Annotated in this window: 23 protein-coding genes; 14 read left to right on the top strand and 9 right to left on the bottom strand. The window is 62.1% G+C overall.

The features are described 5' to 3' along the window. Window positions 1-6: 6 nt before the first annotated feature. The 6 genes from rhaM to AC0VX3_RS18365 form a co-directional block, all read right to left on the bottom strand. Window positions 7-321, bottom strand: a complete 315-nt coding sequence (rhaM, locus tag AC0VX3_RS18390) for an L-rhamnose mutarotase (protein ID WP_475521720.1) — start codon at window positions 319-321, stop codon at window positions 7-9. A gap of 3 nt (window positions 322-324) precedes the next feature. Next, entirely contained in the window at window positions 325-1365 is a 1041-nt protein-coding gene (locus tag AC0VX3_RS18385) for an ABC transporter permease (protein WP_475521719.1), read from the bottom strand. Then, window positions 1362-2345 carry an ABC transporter permease gene (locus AC0VX3_RS18380; RefSeq protein WP_475521718.1) on the bottom strand — a complete coding sequence of 328 codons (984 nt, stop codon included), beginning with the start codon at window positions 2343-2345 and terminating at the stop codon, window positions 1362-1364. Before AC0VX3_RS18380 ends, AC0VX3_RS18385 begins: the two co-directional genes overlap by 4 nt. Further along, entirely contained in the window at window positions 2342-3895 is a 1554-nt protein-coding gene (locus AC0VX3_RS18375; RefSeq protein WP_475521717.1) for a sugar ABC transporter ATP-binding protein, read from the bottom strand. The genes AC0VX3_RS18380 and AC0VX3_RS18375 overlap by 4 nt, the downstream gene beginning before the upstream one ends. Window positions 3896-3988: 93 nt before the next feature. Continuing rightward, a complete protein-coding gene (rhaS, locus tag AC0VX3_RS18370) occupies window positions 3989-4981 on the bottom strand; it encodes a rhamnose ABC transporter substrate-binding protein (RefSeq protein ID WP_475521716.1) in 993 nt (330 codons plus the stop codon). Window positions 4982-5135: 154 nt separating this feature from the next. After that, window positions 5136-5942 carry a DeoR/GlpR family DNA-binding transcription regulator gene (locus AC0VX3_RS18365; protein ID WP_475521715.1) on the bottom strand — a complete coding sequence of 269 codons (807 nt, stop codon included), beginning with the start codon at window positions 5940-5942 and terminating at the stop codon, window positions 5136-5138. 184 nt (window positions 5943-6126) lie between these two features. Between AC0VX3_RS18365 and AC0VX3_RS18360 the strand changes: the two genes are divergently transcribed. The 3 genes from AC0VX3_RS18360 (at window position 6127) to AC0VX3_RS18350 (ending at window position 10439) form a co-directional block, all read left to right on the top strand. Then, a complete protein-coding gene (locus tag AC0VX3_RS18360) occupies window positions 6127-8229 on the top strand; it encodes a bifunctional rhamnulose-1-phosphate aldolase/short-chain dehydrogenase (protein ID WP_475521714.1) in 2103 nt (700 codons plus the stop codon). A gap of 150 nt (window positions 8230-8379) precedes the next feature. Beyond that, window positions 8380-9678 carry an L-rhamnose catabolism isomerase gene (rhaI, locus tag AC0VX3_RS18355; protein ID WP_475521713.1) on the top strand — a complete coding sequence of 433 codons (1299 nt, stop codon included), beginning with the start codon at window positions 8380-8382 and terminating at the stop codon, window positions 9676-9678. A gap of 164 nt (window positions 9679-9842) precedes the next feature. Then, on the top strand, window positions 9843-10439 hold the full coding sequence (locus AC0VX3_RS18350; protein WP_475521712.1) for an SAM-dependent methyltransferase: 597 nt from the start codon (window positions 9843-9845) through the stop codon (window positions 10437-10439). Between the two features lie 31 nt (window positions 10440-10470). On the opposite strand, the gene AC0VX3_RS18345 is transcribed toward AC0VX3_RS18350, so the two are convergent. The 3 genes from AC0VX3_RS18345 to hemB all read right to left on the bottom strand — a co-directional run bounded on the left by AC0VX3_RS18345 (window position 10471) and on the right by hemB (window position 13318). Beyond that, window positions 10471-10974 carry an RDD family protein gene (locus AC0VX3_RS18345; RefSeq protein WP_475521711.1) on the bottom strand — a complete coding sequence of 168 codons (504 nt, stop codon included), beginning with the start codon at window positions 10972-10974 and terminating at the stop codon, window positions 10471-10473. Between the two features lie 101 nt (window positions 10975-11075). Next, window positions 11076-12326, bottom strand: coding sequence for a threonine ammonia-lyase (locus tag AC0VX3_RS18340; RefSeq protein ID WP_475521710.1), 1251 nt, complete (start codon window positions 12324-12326; stop codon window positions 11076-11078). Further along, complete coding sequence (gene hemB, locus AC0VX3_RS18335; protein ID WP_475525202.1) at window positions 12323-13318, bottom strand: porphobilinogen synthase; 996 nt, start codon at window positions 13316-13318, stop codon at window positions 12323-12325. Before hemB ends, AC0VX3_RS18340 begins: the two co-directional genes overlap by 4 nt. Before the next feature lie 258 nt (window positions 13319-13576). Here hemB and AC0VX3_RS18330 point away from each other — a divergent pair, with 258 nt between their 5' ends. From AC0VX3_RS18330 to AC0VX3_RS18280, 11 genes are all read left to right on the top strand, one after another. Then, window positions 13577-14716 carry an isobutyryl-CoA dehydrogenase gene (locus AC0VX3_RS18330; protein WP_475521709.1) on the top strand — a complete coding sequence of 380 codons (1140 nt, stop codon included), beginning with the start codon at window positions 13577-13579 and terminating at the stop codon, window positions 14714-14716. Between the two features lie 54 nt (window positions 14717-14770). Further along, window positions 14771-15808: an enoyl-CoA hydratase/isomerase family protein gene (locus AC0VX3_RS18325; RefSeq protein WP_475521708.1), complete on the top strand. Its 1038-nt coding sequence runs from the start codon at window positions 14771-14773 to the stop codon at window positions 15806-15808. A gap of 25 nt (window positions 15809-15833) precedes the next feature. After that, window positions 15834-16253, top strand: a complete 420-nt coding sequence (locus AC0VX3_RS18320; RefSeq protein WP_342894074.1) for a DUF6163 family protein — start codon at window positions 15834-15836, stop codon at window positions 16251-16253. 94 nt (window positions 16254-16347) lie between these two features. Next, window positions 16348-17241: a 3-hydroxyisobutyrate dehydrogenase gene (gene mmsB / locus AC0VX3_RS18315; RefSeq protein ID WP_475521707.1), complete on the top strand. Its 894-nt coding sequence runs from the start codon at window positions 16348-16350 to the stop codon at window positions 17239-17241. Window positions 17242-17394: 153 nt separating this feature from the next. Beyond that, window positions 17395-17910: a transcriptional regulator LdtR gene (ldtR, locus tag AC0VX3_RS18310; protein WP_342894076.1), complete on the top strand. Its 516-nt coding sequence runs from the start codon at window positions 17395-17397 to the stop codon at window positions 17908-17910. 427 nt (window positions 17911-18337) lie between these two features. Beyond that, window positions 18338-19585 (top strand): L,D-transpeptidase family protein, encoded by a 1248-nt coding sequence (locus tag AC0VX3_RS18305; RefSeq protein WP_475521706.1) that lies wholly within the window; start codon window positions 18338-18340, stop codon window positions 19583-19585. 174 nt (window positions 19586-19759) lie between these two features. After that, window positions 19760-19987 (top strand): DUF6898 family protein, encoded by a 228-nt coding sequence (locus AC0VX3_RS18300; protein ID WP_342894078.1) that lies wholly within the window; start codon window positions 19760-19762, stop codon window positions 19985-19987. 279 nt (window positions 19988-20266) lie between these two features. After that, complete coding sequence (gene glyA, locus AC0VX3_RS18295; RefSeq protein WP_342894370.1) at window positions 20267-21568, top strand: serine hydroxymethyltransferase; 1302 nt, start codon at window positions 20267-20269, stop codon at window positions 21566-21568. Between the two features lie 28 nt (window positions 21569-21596). After that, window positions 21597-22073, top strand: a complete 477-nt coding sequence (gene nrdR / locus AC0VX3_RS18290) for a transcriptional regulator NrdR (RefSeq protein WP_342894079.1) — start codon at window positions 21597-21599, stop codon at window positions 22071-22073. Window positions 22074-22086: 13 nt separating this feature from the next. Next, on the top strand, window positions 22087-23211 hold the full coding sequence (ribD, locus tag AC0VX3_RS18285; protein ID WP_475521705.1) for a bifunctional diaminohydroxyphosphoribosylaminopyrimidine deaminase/5-amino-6-(5-phosphoribosylamino)uracil reductase RibD: 1125 nt from the start codon (window positions 22087-22089) through the stop codon (window positions 23209-23211). A gap of 1 nt (window position 23212) precedes the next feature. Beyond that, window positions 23213-23824 carry a riboflavin synthase gene (locus AC0VX3_RS18280; RefSeq protein ID WP_475521704.1) on the top strand — a complete coding sequence of 204 codons (612 nt, stop codon included), beginning with the start codon at window positions 23213-23215 and terminating at the stop codon, window positions 23822-23824. The last annotated feature ends 89 nt before the right edge of the window (window positions 23825-23913 follow it).

Here is a 23913-nt window from a genome sequence, read left to right as displayed (position 1 = left end):
CGCGCATCACTCCATGTGAAAGACGGTTTCAAGCGGCGTGACGACCGGAGTGTTGTCCGGCCCGCTTGCCATGATATCGGCCATGTGCGCCCACCATTTTTGCATCACCGGGTGATCCGGCAGATCGTCCATCCTGTGCCCGTCATCGCGCCACAGAACGCCGAAGAGAAGACTGGTTTCCCTGTCGAGATGGATGGAATAGTCGCGGATACCGGCCGATTTCAGCAGGGCCACAAGCTCCGGCCAGATGGCGTCATGGCGCTTTTTGTATTCGGCTTCCATGCCCGCATTGAGCTTCATCTTGAAGGCGTATTTTTCCATGGTTCAGGATCTCCTCCCAGCAAGCAGCTGGCGGGCGATCTTCGGCAGGGCGATGACCGCGATCAGGAGCAGACCGATGAAGATCGACATGACGATGCCGGGCACGTTCAGCAGGCCGAAGCCGAAGGTCACCATGCCCATGACGAAGGCAGCGATGACCACACCGGGGATCGATCCCGAACCGCCCAGAATGCTGACGCCGCCGAGCACCACCATGGTGACGACTTCCAGCTCCCAGCCGAACGCGATCGACGGCCGTGTCGCTCCCAGCCGCGAGGTCAGGCAGATCGCGGCGACGCCGGACATCAGCCCGGTCAGGAGAAACAGCGCGAACTTGACCCGTGCCACCTGGATCCCGGAAAACAGCGCGCCGACCGGATTGTTGCCGATGGCGGTGACCGCGCGGCCGAAACTGGTGCGGTGAAGCAGCACGGCAAAGACCAGCGCGACCAGCGCGAACAGCACGAACTCGAACGTGATCACCCACCAGACGTAGCCCTGGCCGAAAAAGGCGAAGTCGGCAGGGTAGCCGGTATAGGCCTTGTCGCCGAGAACGATATACGAAAGGCCCCGGAACAGGCTCATTGTGCCGATCGTCACCACGATGGACGGCAGTCCGAAGCCCGTCACCAGAATGCCGTTGAAGGCGCCGCAGGCCAGGCCGACACCAAGACCGATGGCGATCAGCATTCCGGTGTCCGCCCCCAGTTGCACGGCAAAACCCATCGCGGTGGAGGTCAGTGCGATGATCGATGCCACGGACAGGTCGATTTCACCGGAAATGATCAACAGCGCCATGGCGAAGGCGATCATCGCCTTTTCCGTGAAATTGAACGTCGCGTCCGACAGGTTCCATGGGTCCAGAAAGTAGGGCGACGCGTTGCTGTTGATCACGAACACGGCTGCCGCGACGATCAGCAGCAGCAGTTCCCAACTGCCCAGAAAGCGGCTCAACGGCGATTTCAGCCGGTCCGGCAACGACCGGCCGGACGCCTTGACCGGACCCGGGGAGGGGGGCTGAGTGTGCGGCGGGGAGAGGCTCATGACGCGTGCTCCGCTTTTTTCAGGATGACGCGGCCCTTGGTCCGGTTCGAGGTGGCGTTGAACGCGACCGCGATGATGATCGCCGTACCTGAAATCGCCAATTGCCAGAATGGTGAGATGTTGATGACCGGCAGGGCGTTCTTGACGATGCCGAGGAACAGCGCCCCCAGCAGCGCGCCGCCCACGGATCCGATGCCTCCCGCGATCGAAATGCCGCCGATGACACAGGCGGCAACCACTTCCAGCTCGAAACCGCCTGCAATGTCGACATAGGCGACCGCGTAGCGGGCGACCCAGAGATAGCCGGTCAATCCGGCCAGCGCGCCCGAAAGAACGAAGGCGGCGCATTGGGTCCGGCCGACATCGATGCCGGTATAGACCGCGGCATGGGGATTTCCGCCAACGGCGAAAAATGCCCGCCCCAGCGACGTGCGGCCGATCAGCACCATGAACAGCCCGGTGACGGCAATGGCGATCCAGGACAGCACGGGCAGGCCGAGAACGATCCCGCGCGGGAAGGCCTTGAACGCGTCGCTCATTTCATGGGCGTTGATCCACTGGCCGTCGGAGATCAGGAAGATCAGGCCGCGATAGATCGTCATCGTGCCGAGCGTGACCACGATCGGCGGGATCTCGAGCTTCCAGACCAGAAGCCCGTTGATCAGCCCCATCAAGGCACCGAGGCTGACCGCGATCAGCAGGATCGCGGCGATCGGAAGCTCCGGCATGACCATGTTGAGCATGGCGACGATCATTCCGGTCAGGGCCAGATTGGCGGCGACGGAGAGATCTATGCAGCGCGTCAGGATCACGGCCATCTGCCCGAGGGCAAGGATGATCAGGGGGGCGGTGTCGTTGAAGACACCGGCGAGGTTCGACGGGGAAACAAAGGCGGGAAAACGCACCGCGATGGCCAGGACGAGCACCAGGATTGCAGCGGCCAGCACGCTCTCCCGGGATCTGAACAGGGATGCGGTCACGGTTTCGTCTCCTCGATGCCGGCTGCCGTGCGCACCAGGTGTTCCGGCGTCAGCGCATCGCCTTCGAATTCACCGGCGATACGGCCTTCGCGCATGACGATCACCCGGTCGGACATGCCCAGGATCTCCGGTATTTCGGAGGACACCATGATCACGGCCAGGCCTTGCGCTGCGAGTTCGGCCATGAATTCGTGAACCGCCGCCTTCGAACCGATGTCGATGCCTTTTGTCGGTTCGTCCAGAATGATCACCCGGGGTTGCGTTGCCAGCCATTTGGCGATGACGACCTTCTGCTGGTTTCCGCCGGACAGTTCGCCGATGTCCTGATCCAGCGCCGCGGCTCTCAGATCGAGCCGCCGGGTGTAGTCGCGGGCCAGCTTGAATTCCTCGGCGAGCCGAAGAAATCCGTTCTTCGAGGTGGTTCCGAGCGAGGGCAGCGACACGTTCTGAAAAATGGGCAGACCCTTGATGGCGCCCTGTTTGCCCCGGTCTTCGGGCACGTAGACGATGCCGTGGCCGATCGCTTCGTTCGGTGTCCGGATGACAGCGATGCGATCGTCTATCCGGACCGCGCCCTTGGAGGGTCTGGTCACGCCGAAGAGCGCCTGCATGAACTCGCTGCGGCCGGCGCCGACGAGGCCGTAGAAACCGAGGATTTCGCCCTCGCGAAGGGAAAAACCGATATCCTCGAACTCCGTCGGATGGCTGTAGCCGACGACTTTCAGGACTTCCTTGCCCGGTGTGCTTGTGCGTTTCGGAAAGACCTGGTCGACCGAACGGCCGACCATCATCGTGACCAGATCCTGCTCGCTGATGTCGTCGATCTTGCCGTCGCCGACCTTCTGCCCATCCCGGAAGACGGTATAGCGGTCCGCGATCCGGAAGATTTCATCGAACTTGTGGCTGATGAAGAGGATCGCGCGGCCCTCCGCCTTGAGCTGTTCGACGAGCTCGTAGGTTTCCTCGATTTCCTTGTGGGACAGGGAGGCGGTCGGCTCGTCCATGATCACGATCCTGGCGTCGATAGAGAGCGCCCTCGCGATCGCCACCAGATGCTTGCTCGCGATCCCCAGTTCCTTCAGCGTCACATTCGGATCGATCCTGGCGCCGATCCGCTCAAGGAGGCTTTCGGCTTCACGAATAACTGCCGCGCGGTCGATCAGGCCGAACCTGGTTCTCGGGGCATGACCGATGAAGATGTTCTCGGCGACGGACAGATCGTCGAACAGAACCGTTTCCTGGTGGATCGCGGTGACGCCCGCCTTTCCCGCATCCTGCGCGGTGGCGAAGCGGACCGGTTTACCGTCGATGACGATCTCGCCTTCTTCGGGCTGATAGATGCCGGTCAGAACCTTGACGATGGTGGATTTTCCGGCACCGTTTTCGCCGACAAGGGCGGTGACCTGGCCGGGATAAAGGTCAAGGGCGACGTCTGACAGCGCCTTGACGCCGGGAAATGATTTCGAAATGCCCCTGAGGGACAGCAGCGGTCTGTCGCTTCCGGCGGTTGTCGGGTGCGCGTCTCCGATGCCCTGCGTGGTCGCAAGCATGTGCAGGTTCCCGGTGCTGATTGGTTCCTGGGGTCCGAAACGGCCCGGCGGGGACGCCGCCGGGCCGCATGCGTGTCTTCTCGGCGGATGCGCCTAGAAGATATCCTTGAAGTCGTCGATGTTGGAGCTGTCATAGACAAACGGATCCGCCATGGCGCCTTCGTTGCTGTCGTTCAGCGTGAGCGCGCCCATGCGGCCCATGGGGATTTCCGCGCCCGGCTTTGCCTCGGCGGCACCGGTGGCCAGGTTATAGGCCAGCATGGTGGCCGAATAGCCCAGGTCGATCGGGTTCCAGATCGCGAAGGACTTGGAGGCGCCCGTTTCGATGTGGCCGGCCATTTCGGACGGCAGTCCGAGGCCGGTCACATTGACCTGACCGGCTTTTTCCGCGTCCGAGACAGCCTGCGCGGCGGCCACGATGCCGACGGATGTCGGGGCGATGATGGCCTTCAGGTCGGGATAGGTCTGCATGAGGCCCTGGGCCTCGCGGTAGGACTTGTCGGCAAGGTCGTCGCCATAGACGGTGGCGACAACGTTGATGCCCGGATAGTCGCCCTTGACCTTGTTCATTTCCTCGATCCAGATGTTCTGGTTCGTGGCGGTCGCCGAGGCGGAGAGCACCGCGACATCGCCGCCATCGGGCAGGTGATCGGCGGCGAGCTTGATGATCATGTTGCCGATCAGGGGATTGGACGACGGATTGAGATGAAGCTGGCGGCCTTCGGGGGCCACGCCCGAATCCCAGGAAACAACGGTGATGCCGCGTTGCATGGCTTTCTTCAGGGCCGGTACCAGCGCGTCCTGGTCATTCGCCGAAATCGCGATCGCGTCGACCTTCTGGGCGATCAGCGCATTGATCACCTCGATCTGGCCTTCCGCCGTCGTATCGGTCGGACCGGTATAGATGATTTCCACGTCGCCGAGCTCTTTTGCGGCTTCTTCGGCGCCCTTGGCGGCCGCTTCAAAGAAGCCGATACCGAGCGCCTTGACGACCAGCGCGATGCGTTTGGTTTCCGCCTGGGCCGGTCCGGCCAGGCAGACGGCGGCAACAGCCGATGCCGCCAGTAGCGATTTGAAGAGTTTCATTGTTTCTTCCTCCCAAGGGCATCGCCTGTGCATTTGAACGCGCGATGCCCTACCACTTTTGGATCGATCAACTTGTTGATGCTCGAGCGTTTCCCATTGAACATCCGTTGATCTCGATAGCTGCCGGTCCTCCTCGGTGCCGGCAGGATGCCGGCTAACCGCTTGAGGTCGCCCTTGCCTGTGCTGCACCCGAAGGCGCCACGATAAGTTTGATATCCGCCTGTTCCAGCATCTTCGCCGCGCTGTCGGGAATGCCGTCATCGGTCACGACCGTGGAAATCCGATCGAGCGGACACAGGATCAGGCTGGAGCGCGCGCTGAATTTCGATGAATCCACCAGAACCACCAGTTCGTCCGCCTGGCCGATCAGCTTCTGTTCGGCCTGGATCAGCAACGGATCCGCTTCCATGAGACCCAGCGGCCCGAGACCCTGGGCCCCCATGAACATGCGTTTGGCGTAGAAGTTCCGGGTCACGTCGTTGTCGAACGGGCTCAGGATGATGTTCTGTTCGCGGTAGATCACGCCGCCGGACAGCATGATCGTGTTCTTGGAATTCTTCAGAAGATGCTCTGCGATGGGGAACGAATTGGTGAAGACCTGGCAGCGCTTGGTTGCCAGCGGATGCACCATCTGAAAGGTGGTGGTGCCGCCATTGACGATGATGGCATCGCCGTCCTCGCACAGCTCGACGGCCTTTTGCGCGATCGCGCGTTTCTGCGCGATGTTGATTGTTTCATTGACACTGAAGGGGCGTCCGGCGAGACCGACGAACTGCGGTGGATGAATGGACTCCGCCCCGCCGCGCACCCGGCGCAGCTTTTTCTGAACATGCAGTTGGGCGATGTCCCGGCGGATCGTCGCCTCGGAGGAATCCGTCAGCGCCACCAGCTCCTGAACCGTCACGACCGGACGATCCTGGACTGCGGATAAAATGATCCTGTGGCGTTCTTTCTCGTGCATCTGGTCCTCCCGTTGATCAGAAGTTTCCACCGATACCGGTCATTGTCAATCATAAAAAGTCAGAAATGATCATATCGCAGCGCAATATGATTGATGTTGATTGTTTTTGATTGACAATACGCGTTGTTCGAGAGAGTTTCCTGTCAACGAGACGTGAGCCGCCAGGCTTTCTTGGGAGGAAAAGATGTTGAATTCTGCTGCCGGCACCCGGCTTGCGAACCTGTGGGATGCCCGGAAGGTGTCCGGCATGAGCGAACCCGAGCTGCTGCTCTACCGGTCCAACCTCCTCGGCTCCGACAAGCGTATCACCAACTACGGTGGCGGCAACACGTCCGCCAAGGTTCTGCAAAAGGATCCGCTGACCGGAGAAATGACCGAGGTTCTGTGGGTCAAGGGGTCGGGCGGCGATGTCGGCACCATCCGGATGGATGGTTTCGCGACGCTCTACATGGACAAGCTGCGCGCCCTGAAGGGGCTCTATCGCGGCGTTGACCAGGAAGATGAAATGGTCGGCTACCTGCCGCATTGCACCTTCAACCTCAATCCGCGCGCGGCCTCGATCGACACGCCCCTGCATGCCTATGTGCCCCGGAAACATGTCGATCACATGCATCCCGATGCGGTCATCGCCATCGCGGCTGCTGCCAACAGCCAGGCACTCACCCGCGAGATTTACGGCGATGACATCGGCTGGTTGCCCTGGAAACGGCCCGGATATGAACTCGGCCTCTGGCTGGAAAAATTCTGCGTGGACAATCCGAAAGCCCGAGGGGTGGTCCTGGAAAGCCATGGCCTGTTCACCTGGGCTGACGATGCGGAAACCTGCTACGACACCACGCTCGACATCATCAACAAGGCCATTGAGTGGTTCGAAACAAAGAGCGCGGACAAGAACGCATTCTCCGGCGCGCGCCACACGGCCTTGCCGCCGGCCCGGCGTCAGAAAATCGCCGCGGACCTCATGCCCGCCATCCGGGGCATGGTCAGCGGCAAGCATCACATGGTCGGCCACTTCGACGACAGCGATGCCGTTCTCGAATTCGTCTGTTCCCGTGACATGGAAGCGCTTGCGGCTCTGGGCACAAGCTGCCCGGACCACTTCCTGCGCACCAAGATACGGCCCCTGGTCGTGGATCTTGATCCGGAAAATCCGGATGTGGCGGCAACTCTCAAGGGACTGCCCGACGCCGTGGCCGCATACCGCGAGGGATATGCGGCCTATTATGAGCGCTGCAAGCACGAAGACAGCCCGGCCATGCGCGATCCGAACGCGGTCGTCTACCTGATCCCAGGCGTCGGCATGATCACCTTCGCCAAGGACAAGGCGACCGCGCGCATTTCCGGTGAATTCTACACCAACGCCATCAATGTGATGCGCGGAGCGTCCAGCGTTTCGACCTATTGCGGCCTGCCGGAGCAGGAGGCCTTCGACATCGAATACTGGCTCCTGGAAGAAGCCAAGCTGCAACGCATGCCGAAACCGAAAAGTCTGGCGGGCCGGATTGCCCTGGTCACGGGCGGCGCTGGGGGGATCGGCTCGGCAACGGCTGAACGCTTTCTGCGTGAGGGCGCCTGTGTCGTGCTGGCCGATATCGACGCCGACGCGCTGGCCGCCGCCGCCGACAACCTGCGCGGCCGCTATTCCGCAGATGTCGTGCGCGCGGTCACCATGGATGTCACTAGCGAGGACGCCGTCGCGGACAGTTTTGCCCGCGCCGCACTGGAATTCGGCGGCGTCGATATCCTGGTCTCCAATGCGGGGATCGCGTCTTCCGCCCCCGTGGAGGACACCACGCTGGAGCTCTGGAACAAGAACATGTCGATCCTTTCGACAGGCTATTTTCTGGTGTCCCGCGCCGCCTTCCGCATGATGAAAACGCAGGGCATCGGCGGATCGATCGTCTTTATCGGTTCCAAGAACGGACTGGCGGCGTCCCCCGGCGCGAGCGCCTATTGCACCGCCAAGGCGTCGGAGCTGCATCTGGCCCGATGCCTGGCACTCGAGGGCGCCCCTGACGGCATCCGGGTGAATGTGGTCAATCCGGACGCCGTGCTGCGTGGCTCGAAGATCTGGTCCGGCGACTGGCTGAAGGAGCGCGCCGAAGCCTATGGCAAGGACACGTCCGAGCTGGAAGAGCATTACCGTCAGCGCTCGCTGCTGAAACGCTCCGTTCTGCCGGAGGACATCGCCGAGGCCAGCTATTTCTTTGCCTGCGAGGCATCGGCGAAATCAACCGGCAACATCATCAATGTCGATGCCGGCAACGTTCAGGCCTTCACGCGGTAGCAGGTTTCCTTCAAGACCGGCCTCATTCCGGGGAGCGAGCCTGCTTGCGTCTCCTGGGATGGTCGGCAGACACCGGACAAGCGGCCCGTCCTTCGAGACGGGCCTGGCGGCCCTCTTCAGGACAAGGGGGCTTGTGAAAAGGACCTTCTCATGTTGATCGACACCTCTGTGATTGCCGGGGAAAACCAGACGCGGGCCGGCAGCCTGGAACGGGACTACGAGACCCTCGGCGAACGGCTCGACCGGCGGGGCATCGCGATTGACGCGATCAAGGCGAAAGTCGCGGCATATGGCGTCGCCATCCCCTCGTGGGGCGTCGGCACCGGCGGCACGCGTTTCGCGCGCTTTCCGGGCCAGGGGGAACCGCGCAACATTTTCGACAAGCTCGAGGACTGCTCGGTCATTCAGCAGTTGACCCGCGCGACGCCCGACGTATCGCTGCACATCCCCTGGGACAAGGCCGATCCGTCGGAGCTGCGGGAAAAGGCAGGCGCGCTCGGGCTTGGCTTCGACGCGATGAATTCCAACACATTTCAGGATCAGCCCGGTCAGGATCAGAACCGCCAGCCTCTTTCCTACAAGTTCGGCTCGCTGTCCCACACTGACCCGGCCACACGGCAGCAGGCCATCGAACACAACCTGGAATGCATCGAGATCGGCAAGGCCATAGGGTCGAAGGCCCTGACCGTCTGGGTCGGCGACGGATCGAACTTTCCCGGCCAGAGCCATTTCGCACGGCAGTTCGATCACTACCTGAAATCCGCGCAGGAAATTTACGCAAATCTGCCGGACGACTGGCGGCTCTTCACCGAACACAAGATGTACGAACCGGCCTTCTATTCAACCGTCGTGCAGGACTGGGGATCCAACTACATGATCGCCAGGGAACTGGGTGACAGGGCCTATTGCCTGGTCGACCTCGGCCATCATGCCCCGAACGTCAACATCGAGATGATCGTTTCCCGGCTGATCCAGTTCGGCAAGCTCGGCGGTTTCCATTTCAACGACAGCAAATACGGCGACGACGATCTCGATACGGGATCCATCGATCCATACCGGCTGTTTCTGGTCTTCAACGAGCTGGTGGATGCGGAAATGCGCCGCGTTCCGGGCTTCAACCCGGCCCATATGCTCGACCAGTCGCACAATGTTACCGATCCGGTCGAAAGCCTGATGGTGAGCGCCATGGAAGTGCAGCGCGCCTATGCCCAGGCTCTTCTGGTCGACCGGGACAAGCTCACCGGGTACCAGCAAGACAACGATGCCCTGATGGCGACCACCACCTTGAAGACCGCCTTCCGCACCGACGTTGAACCGATCCTGGCCATGGCCCGGCAGGAAACGGGCGGCGCCGTCGATCCGGTCGCAACCTACCGGTCAGCCGGCTACCGGCAAAAGGTCGCGGCCGTCCGCCCGGCGGTCACGGGCGCAGGGGGTGGCATCGTCTGACCGGCTGGGGCCGGCTGGGGAATGGCCGGGACGGCCCGGCAGTCGTGCACGGCTGCGACGAAAGGGCCGCGCACCGTCTCGGTCGCCCTGTTGGCTCAGGGGTGAATTTCGAATATCGCTGATGGGGACCAGGCAGAACCTGGCCGGAGCGAAGGAACACCGCCATGTGGGATGAGCGCTACACGACGCCGGACTATGTCTTCGGCACGGAGCCGAGCGGCTTTCTGGTTCGCAATTCAGGATTTCTGGAGCCTGGGGCGAAGGCGCTCGCCGTGGCGGACGGCGAGGGGCGGAACTCCGTTTTCATGGCGGAAAAGGGCCTGCGGGTCACCGCGATGGACAGTGCGGCGACGGGACTGGAAAAAGCCCGCCGGCTTGCTGCCGAACGCGCGGTCGCGGTCGACTTCAGGCTGGCCGACCTGAAGAGCTGGACGTGGGAGCCGGAAGCCTACGATGTGGTCGCCGCGATCTTCATCCAGTTCGCTGCGCCGGAATTCCGCGAAGAGATCTTCAACGGCATCGAGCGGACACTGAAACCCGGAGGGCTGCTGCTTCTGCACGGCTACACGCCGCGCCAACTCGAATTCGGCACCGGTGGACCGTCCGCCGTCGAGAATCTCTATGAGCCGGATATGCTTGCAAGACGGTTCGGCACCTGGGAGATCGTGCGTCTTGAAGACTATACCGCTGAGCTTGCGGAAGGCGTCGGCCACAGTGGCACTTCGGCGCTTGTCGACCTGATCGCCCGCAAGCCCGGTTGAGCAGGAGGCGGCGACCAGGAAAGCTGCTCTATCAGCGACCGTCCGGAATATCGCGCAAACCGGCCGAATTGATCACCACCGTGCCCAATATGATGTCGTGCAACAGCCGCTTGCGGTCGGAGAACAACGACACCATAAGGACCAGCGGCGTCAGCAGCGAGATCGAGAACCAGAACAGCAGCGCGTGGACGGCTGCCAGAAGTGGATAGGGCTTTGCCCCGTACCACAGGCGCATTTCCAGGCCCATCGCCCGCATTCCGGGCGTCGCGGCCTGTGGGCCGCCCAAAGTGAACGCGACATAGAGCAGCGCAACCGCGGTCGGCAGGATGGCGTAGAGCAGAAATCCGAGGCCGAGCGTGAAGACGCCGAGGAAAAACACGACGATGCCGGCGAAGAAAGTCAGCAGAGCGATCGCGATCACGTCGATCAGGAATGCGAAGATCCGGCGGCTGCGCACACCCGAAAACAGTTCCGGCTGGAGGGCGGCTTCGAAGAGGTCCCGACGGGCGTACTCCGATGAAGTTTCAGCTGACATGGTCCGGCTCCCGTGATTGTGACCGCTTCTATGTGGGTATTTTCACGCGATTCGCAAATTTCCGGCTTCGGCGCCACGGAGGAGGTCCGTGAAGCAACGGTTCAATCCATGCGCTCCCCGATTTCCAGATAGCGCACGCCGTAGCCGCGTTCGCGCAGGGCGGCAATGATACGTTCGCCGTGGGGTCGGTCGAAGGCCTCGAAGGTGACGTTGAGGGTCGCGCCCTTGGCGGGCACATTGAGGAACAGGCGGTGGTGTTCGACATCGACCACGTTGCCCTGCATGTCGCCGATCACCGTGGCGATTTCGCCGAGGACACCCGGGCGGTCCGGGGTATCGATGCGGATGGACACGAGGCGCCCGTCGCGGGCCAGTTCCCGGACCACGATCTTTGACAGGAGCCGGGGGTCGATGTTGCCGCCGCACAGCACAAGGCCGACGCGTTTTCCGGCAAAGCGTTCCCGGTTGGTCAGCAGCGCGGCAAGCCCGGCCGCGCCGGCGCCCTCGGCAATCGTTCGCTGCAGGGTCAGATAGGCGTTGATCGCCTGCTCGATGCTGCTTTCGGAGACCAGCAGGATGTCATCGACCCGCTGCCTGACCACTTCGGTGGTCAGCAGGCCGATGTCGCGCACGGCGATGCCCTCGGCAATGGTCGCGCCCTCGCATTGGACTTCCTTGCCGTAGAAGGCGCCCCACATGCCCGGGTAGAGCGTCGTTTCGACGCCGATCACTTCCACGGACGGCTTGATGGCCATTGCAGCCGTCGCGATCCCGGCGATCAGGCCGCCGCCGCCGACCGGCACCACCAGAATGTCGAGATCCGGTTGCTGCGCCAGCATTTCCAGCCCGATCGTGCCCTGGCCGTGGATCACGTGGACATCGTCGTAGGGGTGAACCCAGACGAGGTTGCGCTCCGCCGCCAGCCGGTCGGCTTCCGCCTTTGCTTCCGCCAGCGTGTTGCCCGCCAGCACCACCTCGGCGCCGTAGCCCCTTGTCGCGGCGATCTTCACGAACGGCGTCAGCACCGGCATGACGATCGTTGCCGGAATGCCGAGACGGCCGGCATGATAGGCGACGCCCTGGGCGTGGTTTCCGGCCGAGACGGCGATGACGCCGCGCGTCTTTTCCACTTCCGTCAGGCTGGTGAGCTTGACGAGGGCACCGCGTTCCTTGAACGCGCCGGTGACCTGCATGTTCTCGTATTTGACAAAGACTTCCGCACCGGTGATCTGCGACAGCCTGGGCGCCGGCAGGCAGGGCGTTTCCAGAACAGCGCCCTTGATCAGCGCGGCGGCGTCCCTGATCCTGTCGAGTGTGACCTGTGCGGGATCGTTGGCCGCAAGCGGCGTCATTTGCCGTCCGCCAGAATCCGCGCGACCGCGGGCGCGAAATAGGTCAGCACGCCGTCGGCCCCGGCACGTTTGAACGCCAGCAGGCTTTCCAGCATCGCCTTGTCGCCATCCAGCCAGCCATTGGCGGCGGCGGCCTGGATCATCGCGTATTCCCCCGACACCTGATAGGCGTAGGTCGGCACCTGGAAGCCGTCCTTGATGCGCCGGACGATGTCGAGATAGGGCAGGCCGGGTTTGACCATGACCATGTCGGCGCCCTCGGCGATGTCGAGTTCGGTTTCCCGCAGGGCCTCGTCCGTGTTGGCCGGATCCATCTGGTAGGTGCGCTTGTCGCCGACCAGCGTGCCGGAGGACCCGACCGCGTCGCGGAAGGGGCCGTAGAACGCCGAGGCGTATTTGGCCGAATAGGCCATGATCTGGGTGCCGCGATGGCCTTGTGAATCGAGCGCCTGACGGATTGCGCCGATCCGCCCGTCCATCATGTCCGACGGGGCGATCACGTCGGAACCGGCATCCGCCTGGACCAGGGCCTGACGGCAGAGCTGGTCAACGGTTTCGTCGTTGAGGATCGTCTCGCCTTCCATCAGCCCGTCATGGCCGTGGCTGGTGTAGGGATCGAGCGCGACGTTGGTCATCAGGCCGAGGTTGAGCCCTTCAGCCTTGACGGCGCGCAGCGCCCGGCAGGTCAGGTTGTCCGCATTGAGGGCTTCCGAACCGGTGTCGTCACGCAAGTCCGGGTCGGTATAGGGAAACAGCGCCATTGCCGGAATGCCGAGAGCTGCCGCTCTTTGCGCATCGCGGACCGCCTCGTCCACGGAGACACGAAAAACGCCGGGCATGGACGACACGGGCTGCCGGACATTTTCGCCGTCGACCAGAAAAATCGGCCAGATCAGGTCGTCGACCGTCAGGGTGTTCTCGCGCACGAGGCGGCGGGACCAGTCGGTCTGGCGGTTGCGGCGCATGCGCGTGCCGGACAGAAGCGTGTCCATATGGTCGGAAGTGATCGGCGGAAGCGGGGATTTGGACGGCATGGACCCTGACTGTTCGGTGAGCATGAGGTGAAAACGGCATTGTCGCGCACGAGAGCTGTCAATCTATCACGCAGATTGACGCAGTCCAACATTCTGTAAAACAACTGAAAATAATGACAAAAAAGAGTTTGTTTGACGTTCGCGTCAAATATGCTTTAGTGCAGCCGCGCGCAGGTTCCCAAGTTCCGGTCTGCGGTGCTATCGGGAGGAAACCAGGTGGACTTTGCACTCAACGAAGATCAACGCGCCTTTCAGGACATGGCCGCGAGTTTCGCGCGCGAAGAACTCGCGCCCCACGCCCGGCAGTGGGACGAGGACAGCCACTTCCCTGTTCCGACCTTGCGCAAGGCGGCCGAACTGGGCTTTGGCGGCATTTATGTGAAAGAGGACGTTGGCGGCTCCGCATTGACCCGGCTGGACGCGGCGCTGATCTTCGAGGAACTGTCGAAGGGCTGCACGTCGACGGCGGCCTATCTGTCTATCCACAACATGGTCTCCTGGATCATCGACCGCTACGGCTCCGAAGAGCTGCGGCAGAAGTTTCTTCCCAGACTGTGCACCATGGACCTTCTGACCAGCTACTGCCTGACCGAACCCGGGTCGGGATCGGATGCGGCCAGTCTCAGGACCAGCGCCAGGGACGATGGCGACCATTACGTCCTGAACGGCTCGAAGGCCTTCATCTCGGGTGGCGGTGTCAGTGATCTTTACGCGGTCATGGTGCGCACCGGCGGCGAGGGACCGTCCGGCGTCTCGTGTCTGCTGGTGGAAAAAGGCACGCCCGGCTTGAGCTTCGGCGCCAACGAGGTCAAGCTCGGCTGGAAAAGCCAGCCGACCGCACAGGTCAATTTCTCCGATTGCGTCGTGCCGAAATCCAATCTGGTGGGCGCCGAGGGGCAGGGCTTCAAGATCGCCATGGCGGCGCTCGACGGCGGCCGGCTCAACATTGGAGCCTGTTCGCTGGGGCCGGCCCAGGCCTGCCTCGACCTGGCGCTTGCCCATGTGAAGGAGCGCAAGCAGTTCGGCAGGCCGATCGCCGATTTTCAGGCCCTTCAATTCCGCCTTGCCGACATGGCGACCGATCTGGAGGCCGCACGCCTGCTGTTGCACAAGGCCGCCGCCGCGGTGGATGCCAAGTCCGTTGACGCGACCAGACTGGCGGCCATGGCCAAGCGGCTGGCGACCGACACCGGCTTCAAGGTTGTCAACGAGGCGCTGCAGCTTCACGGCGGCTACGGCTATTTGCGCGACTACCCGATCGAGCGTTATTTCCGGGATGTCCGCGTGCATCAGATTCTGGAGGGCACCAACGAGATCATGCGTGTGATCATCGCGCGGCAGCTCTTGAAGGACTGATTGAACTTTCCGCAGCCATCCCCTGAAACGATTCCCTTTTCATGAGGCGCCTCAGTGAGCGACGACATTCTGTTTCAAAAACGCGGCAAGGCCGGGTTCATCACACTCAACCGGCCGAAGGCGCTCAACGCACTCAGCTTCGAAATGGTCAGGGCTCTTGCCGTCCAGCTCGGGCGCTGGGCCGACGATCCGGGCATTGCCCATGTTGTCATCACCGGCGCCGGCGGCAAGGCTTTCTGCGCGGGCGGGGATATCCGCAGCATCTATGATGCGCGCCAGGCCGGCGAAACGGAGGGGCTCGGGCGGTTTTTCCGCGACGAGTATCTGCTCAACGCTCAGATCAAGGCGTATCCCAAGCCCTATGTCGCGCTGATCGACGGCATCGTCATGGGCGGCGGTGTCGGCGTGTCGGTTCACGGCAGCCACCGGGTCGGCACCGACAAGACGCTGTTCGCGATGCCGGAAACAGGCATTGGCTTTTTCCCCGATGTGGGCGGGACCTTTTTTCTGCCGCGCATGCCGCAGCACAGCGGGGTCTATTGCGCCCTGAGCGCGGGCCGCCTGAAACAGGGGGACGCGCTGGCCACGGGCGTGCTGACCCACGCGGTTTCGGCGGCCGATGTCTCCGCTCTGGAGCTGGCGCTTGAAACCGCGGACGACATCGATGCGGTGCTGGCTCCTTTTCTGGTCACGCCGGAGAGCGGACCGGTGACGGAAAATCTGGATCTGATCGACACGGCCTTTTCCGCTGACGCGGTGGAGGAAATCCTTGCCCGTCTCGACGCATCGAAAAGCGTGTTCGCGCAAAAGGCAGCGGCGGCGATTCGCGGCAAGTCGCCGACCAGCGTGCTGATTGCCCTGGCGCAGATGAAACGGGGCGGGACGCTGTCCTTCAACGAGTGCATGAAGCTGGAATACCGGATTGTGTCCCGGATCGTGCAGGGCACGGAGTTCTACGAGGGCATTCGCGCCGTGCTTGTCGACAAGGATCAGACACCGAAATGGTCGCCTTCTCTGTTCAGCCAAGTGGACAGCGCCGGTCTGGCGTCGTATTTCGAGGAACCGGCCGACGGAGACCTGCCGCTCCCATAAGACCAACACCGAACCCGGACTGCCCATGATCACCAGCTTTCATGATCTCATAGAATCGCGCCCGCCCTGGAGCACCGTCCTGACGTGGTACCTGCGTGTCATCGCGGTCATACTGATCGGTGGCGGCATGATCTACTGGGCACGCATCGTCGGCATTGTCGAATGGCGTGGGCTTTGGTTCTGGGACATGCCGGTGTCCATGCAGGTGGCGATCGTCTTTTTCGCAGTGCTGGACCTGGTCGCGGCCACGGGTCTCTGGCTGACCGTGTCCTGGGGAACGGTCATGTGGCTGTTCCGCTGTTTCTGCCAGATCGTCATGCACACGGCGTTTTCCGACATCTACGGCCGGCGGCCTTACGAGATCACCTTCTATCTTCTGACGATCGCGATCTACGGCCTGCTTGTCTACCTGATGGAGAAGGAAAACAGGGCCGACGGCGGCTGATCCGGCTTGACTCGGTTTCTGAAGCGCCTGGGAAGATGCTTCAACCGGTCAGGGCAAGCGATTCAAAAACAACACGTATTTCTGGGAGACAACAATGGCGAGCACAATCGGATTTATCGGCCTTGGCAACATGGGCGGCCCGATGGCCATCAACCTTGTAAAAGCGGGGCACCGCGTGCTCGGCTTCGACCTGTCGGAGACGGCGCTGGCGGTGCTGGAGGAGGCGGGCGGCGAACGGACGGCCGGCATTGGCGCGCTTGCTGCCGCGGCCGACATGATCGTGACCATGCTGCCGGCCGGAAAACATGTGCGCCAGATCTACATGGGCGAGGGCGGCATTCTGGAGAATGCCAAGCCCGGCACGCTTCTGATCGATTCCTCCACGATTGACGTCGACAGCGCCCGTGCGGTCAGCGAAGCGGCCGCGGACAAGGGCATGAAGATGGTCGATGCGCCCGTCTCCGGCGGCGTTGCCGGCGCGGCCGCCGGCACCCTGACCTTCATGGTCGGCGGTCCCGACGAGGCCTTCGCGGCGGCCATACCCTTTCTCGACATCATGGGCAAGACCATTGTCCATGCGGGCGGGCCGGGGACCGGACAGGCAGCCAAGATCTGCAACAACATGATTCTGGGCATTTCCATGATCGGCGTGTCCGAGGCCTTCGTGCTGGCGGAAAAACTCGGCCTGGATGCGCAGAAGCTGTTCGACATTTCCTCCACTGCATCCGGCCAGTGCTGGTCGCTGACATCCTATTGCCCGGTTCCGGGGCCGCTGCCGTCTTCTCCGGCAAACCGGGACTACCAGCCCGGTTTCGCCGCGGCAATGATGCTGAAGGACCTGAAGCTCGCCCAGGAGGCAGCCAATTCATCGGGCGCGGCAACGCCGCTCGGCGCGGAAGCCGCAGCGCTTTACGCGCTGTTCTGCAACACGGGTGGAGAACAGCAGGACTTCTCCGGGATCGTTAAATTCCTGCGCGGGACTTCATGAATGAAATCTTAATCAGGTGCCTCAAACACCCTTCAAAAGTTAACGGATGATTCAGCGTGTCTCTTAAGCGGATTTTAGAAACACTCGGTTAGATTGCGTATCAAGGCGGGAAAATATCCGTCGAACGACAGGTACAATTAGAGGCGCAATCACATGATCACCGCAAGTAGGGCAGTCGACGCTGTGGCACCGAGCGAAGGGGAAGAGGCGGAAATCAAGCCGCTCTACCTCGAAGCTCTGACACTTGTTGAGCGACTGCATCGTCGTCTTCTCGACGTCATCAAGGACGAATTCGACCGTATGGGCCGGTCCGATGTCAACAGCGTGCAGGCTCTGCTGCTGTTCAACATCGGCGACAGCGAGCTCACTGCAGGAGAGCTGCGCACCCGCGGCTATTACCTGGGGTCGAATGTCTCCTACAACCTGAAGAAGCTGGTCGAGACCGGCTACATTCACCACCAGCGCTCCCGCATGGACCGCAGGTCCGTCCGGGTGAGCCTGACCGACAAGGGCCAGGAAGTGGCGCAGATCGTCAACGATCTCTATGAGCGTCACATTCTGTCCGTCGAACAGGTTGGCGAAATCGGGCCGAAGGACTTCGTTGTTCTCAACAAGTCCCTGCGCCGGCTGGAGCGTTTCTGGACCGACCAGATTCTCTACCGCCTTTAAGCTCTCCGCGGTACATCCAGATGACAAGGCACCGCCCAGTGGGCGGTGCTTTCTTTTGTGCATCCGTATTTGCTCACCCATGTTTGCTCACGCAGAATTGCTCGATACGGACAGGTCTGGGGCGGCAATTGGAGTTATTATGACCATGCGGCGCGTCTTCCTGCGGCAACCGACATCTTGTGGTCACAATGGAATGGCTCATAACGGTGTTTCGGACGCCTGAATGGTTAAAAGATCTTGCGATTTGTTAACATTCGTTCTCTAGGATTTGACGCTGACATGCGCGACACGGCCTTCGGGACGAGGACCGCGCCGCTGGTGATTTGAGAGAATTTGCGCATCTGACGCAGCAATTTTGGGGTCGGCTATGAACCTTTTATCCGGACCGGTCGGGTTTAAGCTTCGCAAAACTGGGACTACAGGACACATGCTCAAGCGTCTTCTCGCATTCGGCTGCGCCATGCCTCTTCTGGCAGCGGGCCCGGCTCTGGCACAATCGGCTCTGCAGTCTCTTCAGCAGAACCGTCAGAAAGTCGAATGGGTGGACAATTTCGACATTGCCACCGAAAACATCACGGAAGTGAAGTCGTCCGCGCCGACCCTGTCTCCGCAGACGGCCGACTATATCGCAGCGGCCATCAACCGGTATCAGCGCATCGTTCAGGCCGGTGGCTGGGGAACCGTTTCCACCGGCGGCAAGGCCCTGCGCATCGGCATGAAGGACCCGCGTGTTGTCGAACTGCGCCGCCGCCTGATCGCATCGGGCGATCTGGAACAGCAGGCAGGCCTGTCCAACACGTTCGATTCCTACGTCGATGCCGCGCTCCGCCGGTTCCAGCTTCGCCATGGCCTGATCCACGATGGCGTGATGGGCGAGGGCACTGTGGCCGCTCTGAACATTCCCGCGAATGTCCGTCTGCGCCAGCTCGAAACCAACATGATCCGCATGCGCTCCATGTCCGGCTTTCTGGGCGACCGCTATGTCATGGTCAACATCCCGGCAGCCGAGATCGAAGCGGTCGAGAACGGCAATGTGCGCTCCCGGCACACCGCCGTTGTCGGCAAGATCGACCGGCAGACGCCGATCCTCAACAGCAAGATCTACGAGTTGAACTTCAATCCGTACTGGACCGTTCCGGTGTCGATCATCCGCAAGGATCTGATTCCGAAGATGAAGGAAGATTCCGAATATCTTGCCAAGAACAATATTCGCATCTTCGACTGGAGCGGCAACGAGCTCAACAGGCAGCAGATCGACTGGAACACGGACGAGGCGACCCAGTATCGCTTCACCCAGGATCCCGGCTCCGACAACTCGCTGGGCTCCGTGCGCATCAATTTCCACAACAAGCACCAGGTCTACCTCCACGACACGCCCTCAAAGACCCTGTTCGGTGAAGCCAACCGGTTCCATTCGTCGGGCTGTGTCAGGGTGCAGAACGTGCGGGAACTGGTCACCTGGATGTTGCAGTCGACCACACCGGACTGGACCCGCAGCAGGGTCGATTCCGTTATCCGCACCGGCGAGCGCGAGGACGTGAAGCTGAAGGGCTCGATCCCGCTTTACCTGACCTATGTGACGGCCTGGGCGAATGCCGACGGTGTGGTTCACTTCCGCGACGACATCTACAATCGCGACGACCTTTACGGAACGGGGGCGCAGGCGCGTCTGTGAGGACGCTTCTTGCCTGACCGTTCCGGATCAATCGAAACGGCGAACGCCAGCCTTGGAACGCCAGCCTTGATCGGGCTGGCGTTTCGTGTTTCCAGGCGCCATGATTGCGCGCAATGCCCTCAGGCACGTTCTTGTTCCTGTCGGTTGGGTTAAGGCGTTTCACGGAGAACCTACATGAGCCGCGCGCCGCAGCACGGAGAGATCTATCTCGAGTTCCGCTCGATCGGGAAGCAGGTCAAGGTGATCGCGATGGATTCCCGGACCGGTATCGAGGTGTCGGTGTTCGGTCCCGCTTCGACCGCCCAGGAGGATCTGCGCCGGCTGGCCGTCCGCAAACTGATGCGGCGCCTGGAGCAGGAACAGGCAAGGAATACCGGGAAAACCGATCCGGCCCTTTACTGACCGCTTCGAATTGACTGCTGCCCAAATGACCGCGCCCAAAAGACCTTGCCTGAACGGCCGCGCCCTGCGCTGGCAAGCGAGGGGAGGCGAATGCGGCGATTTCCGCGTAGCGATGGTGTCGCATTCCGGTCCGGGCGCGTCGGTATGCCTCTTGGTTCTGTCCGGACGCTGTGCTAATTCCTCGCGTCATGTCGGCCCGGCGGCTGATGACCTTCAAGGGTGTGCGGGCGCCGGCGCCAAATTCTTCGACAAGAATACAAGGATGGTGCCATGTCTTTGATGGAAAACTCCGGTCAGTCCCTGCAGTCCGGTTTCTTCACGCGCGGTCTTTCCGAAGCCGATCCGGACATTTTCGGCACCATCGAAAACGAATTGGGCCGCCAGCGGCACGAGATCGAACTGATCGCGTCGGAAAACATCGTTTCCCGCGCCGTGCTGGAAGCGCAGGGCTCGATCTTCACCAACAAATACGCCGAGGGCTATCCGGGCAAACGCTATTACGGCGGTTGCGAATTCGCGGACGTGGCGGAAACCCTTGCGATCGAACGCGCAAAAGAGCTGTTCGGCGCGGGCTTCGCGAACGTTCAGCCGAACTCCGGCAGCCAGATGAATCAGGCGGTCTTCCTGGCGCTGCTGCAGCCCGGTGACACCTTCATGGGTCTGGACCTGAATTCCGGTGGCCACCTCACGCACGGATCTCCGGTCAACATGTCCGGCAAGTGGTTCAATGTCGTTTCCTACGGTGTGCGCCAGGAGGATCACCTGCTCGATCTGGACGAGGTCGAGCGGCTTGCCAAGGAACACAAGCCGAAGCTGATCCTGGCGGGCGGCACCGCCTATTCCCGCGTCTGGGACTGGCAGAGATTCCGCGAGATCGCCGACAGTGTCGGTGCCTACCTGATGGTCGACATGGCCCATATCGCCGGCCTCGTCGCCGGCGGTGTGCACCCGTCGCCCGTGCCCCATGCCCATGTGGTCACGTCGACGACCCACAAGTCCCTGCGCGGCCCGCGTGGTGGATTGATCCTGACCAATGACGAGGCCCTCGCCAAGAAGTTCAATTCGGCTGTCTTCCCTGGCTTGCAGGGCGGTCCGCTGATGCATGTCATCGCGGCCAAGGCGGTTGCCTTCAAGGAAGCCCTGCAGCCGGAATTCAAGGCCTATGCCCGCTCCGTCGTCGAGAATGCCAAGGTGCTGGCGGAAACCCTCAAGGAGCAGGGGCTCGACATCGTTTCGGGTGGAACCGACAACCACCTGATGCTGGTCGACCTGCGCCCTAAGAACGCCACCGGCAAGGTCGCCGAGAAGGCGCTCGGGCGGGCCAACATCACCTGCAACAAGAACGGCATCCCGTTCGACCCGGAAAAACCGTTCGTGACCTCCGGCATTCGTCTCGGCACTCCGGCGGCGACCACGCGCGGTTTCGGCGTGGCGGAATTCCGCGAGGTCGGCCTGCTGATCACGGAAGTATTGGACGGTTTGAAGGTCTCGAACAGCGAAGAAGGCAACGCGGCAGTTGAAGCCGCGGTCAAAGCCAAGGTAGAAGCACTGACGGCCCGCTTCCCGATCTACGGGGGATAACAGGCGGCTCGCCCAGGAGCTTTGAAAGATGAGATGTCCGTTTTGCGGCGGTGATGAGACCCAGGTCAAGGATTCCCGCCCGACCGAGGACAATACCGCCATCCGCCGCCGCAGGGTTTGCAACACCTGCGGCGGACGGTTCACCACATTCGAAAGGGTGCAGCTGCGCGAGCTGATGGTGCTGAAACGCTCCGGGCGCAGGGTTCCCTTCGACCGCGAAAAACTCATGCGCTCCGTCCAGATCGCCGTTCGCAAGCGGCCGGTGGATCCCGACAAGATCGAACGCATGGTCAGCGGCATCGTTCGCCAGCTTGAAAGCTCGGGCGAAAGTGAAATCACCGCGGAAACCATCGGCAATCACGTCATGGAAGGTCTGAAGGCGATCGATGACGTCGCCTATGTCCGCTTTGCGTCCGTCTACCGGAATTTCCGTGAGGCCAAGGATTTCGAGGCGCTGCTGGACGAACTCAGCGATCCGGACGGCCAGCCGTTGAAAAACTCCTGACGAGCCGGGTTTCATGACATCCATCAGCGAAATCGACATGCGTTTCATGGCGGCGGCGGAACGTCTGGCCCGGCGCGGCTTCGGGCGTGTCTGGCCGAACCCTTCGGTTGCCGCCCTGATCGTTCGCCAGAAGGACGGCCATGCGGTCGTGGCAGGGCGCGGCGTGACCTCGCGCCCGGGCATGGCCCATGCGGAAGTCAATGCCCTGGCACAGGCCGGAGCGCTGGCACGCGGGGCAACCTGCTATGTCACCCTGGAGCCCTGTTCTCACTATGGCAGAACGCCGCCCTGCGCCAACGCGCTGATCGAGGCCGGGATCGGCCGGGTGGTGATCGGCATGGCGGACCCGAATCCGCGGGTGTCGGGGCGCGGGATCGCCATGCTGCGCGAGGCGGGCGTCGAGGTCGTCGCGGGGGTTCGAGAACAGGCGTTTGAAGCCCTCTACCGGGGGTTCACGCTGCGCCAGTTGCAACAACGCCCGCAGGTGTTCCTGAAACTGGCAGTCTCGAGGGACGGGTTCATAGGCCGGGCCGGTGAGGGCCAGGTAAAGATCTCGGGGCCGCTGTCCATGCGCAAGATGCACGGCTTTCGCGCCGAATGTGATGCGATCCTGGTCGGCGCGGGGACAGCGCTTGCGGACGACCCGCAACTGACCTGCCGCCTGCCGGGCATGGCCGACCGGTCACCGGTCCGGGTCATCGTCGACCGCCGCGCCCGCCTGCCGCTGGTGTCCAGTCTGGTGGGCAGTTGCGCCGACGTGCCCGTGTGGCTCATCTGCGGCAATGATGCCGATCCGGACCGGGTGGCGCAACTGGCCTCCGCCGGCGTCAATGTCATTCGGGTTCCCGCCGGCGAAGACGGCGTCCGGCCATCCGTCATTCTCAGCGCTCTGGCGACCCGGGGCATAACGCGGCTGATGGTCGAAGGCGGCGCAAGGATGGCGGCCTCGTTCCTGAAGGCGGATCTGGTCGACGAGCTGTGTGTCGTGACCGGAACGCTGGTGATCGGCGCCGGTGGCATACCGGCCCTGAACGGCCTTGCCCTTGCGGACGTCCTCAAAGACCCCAGATTCGAGCGGGTCAAGGCCGGCATGTTCGGCCCTGACAAATTCATCTACCTCAGACGGCGCGGAGCCTGACATGTTCACCGGTATAGTGACCGATCTCGGCGAGATCCTTTCGAGTGACGATATTCCGGCGGGAAAACGGACCCGGATCCGCACGGCCTATGACACGGACACGTTCGACATCGGCGCTTCCATATCCTGCGGGGGCGTCTGCCACACGGTCACCGCGAAACGGAACTGTCCCGACGGAAACTGGTTCGAGATTGAATCGGCCGCTGAAACGCTCGCCCTGACCAACGTGAAGGACTGGAATGCGGGCCAGAGGATCAATCTGGAACGCTCGCTGACCATGGGAGCGGAACTGGGCGGGCATCTGGTCCTCGGACATGTCGACGGCCTTGCGAGGGTGACGGAACGCCAGGATCATCCGGATTCGGTCCTGTTTCGCTTCGAGGCGCCGCCGGAAGCCGCTCCGTTTATTGCGAAAAAGGGATCGGTCGCGCTCGACGGCACCTCGCTGACGGTCAATGACGTTGACGGGCTCCTGTTCTCCGTTTTCCTCATTCCGCATACGCTTGAGGTCACCACATGGTCCGCCAGACAGGTGGGTCACATGATCAATCTCGAGGTGGACATGATGGCCCGCTACGCAGGGCGTCTTGCGGAATTCTCCAAGAGCGGATAGGGACGGGGCGGAGCCCTTCGCATCTGGCGCCTGTAGGCTGTCGCCATCAGGAAAGTGCAATCGCCTTGACGGGGTCGGCCAGTGGTGCC

The sequence above is a fragment of the Roseibium sp. QJM3NY_11 genome (genome assembly GCF_056173175.1).
This window is presented reverse-complemented; position numbering and strand designations above follow the sequence as displayed.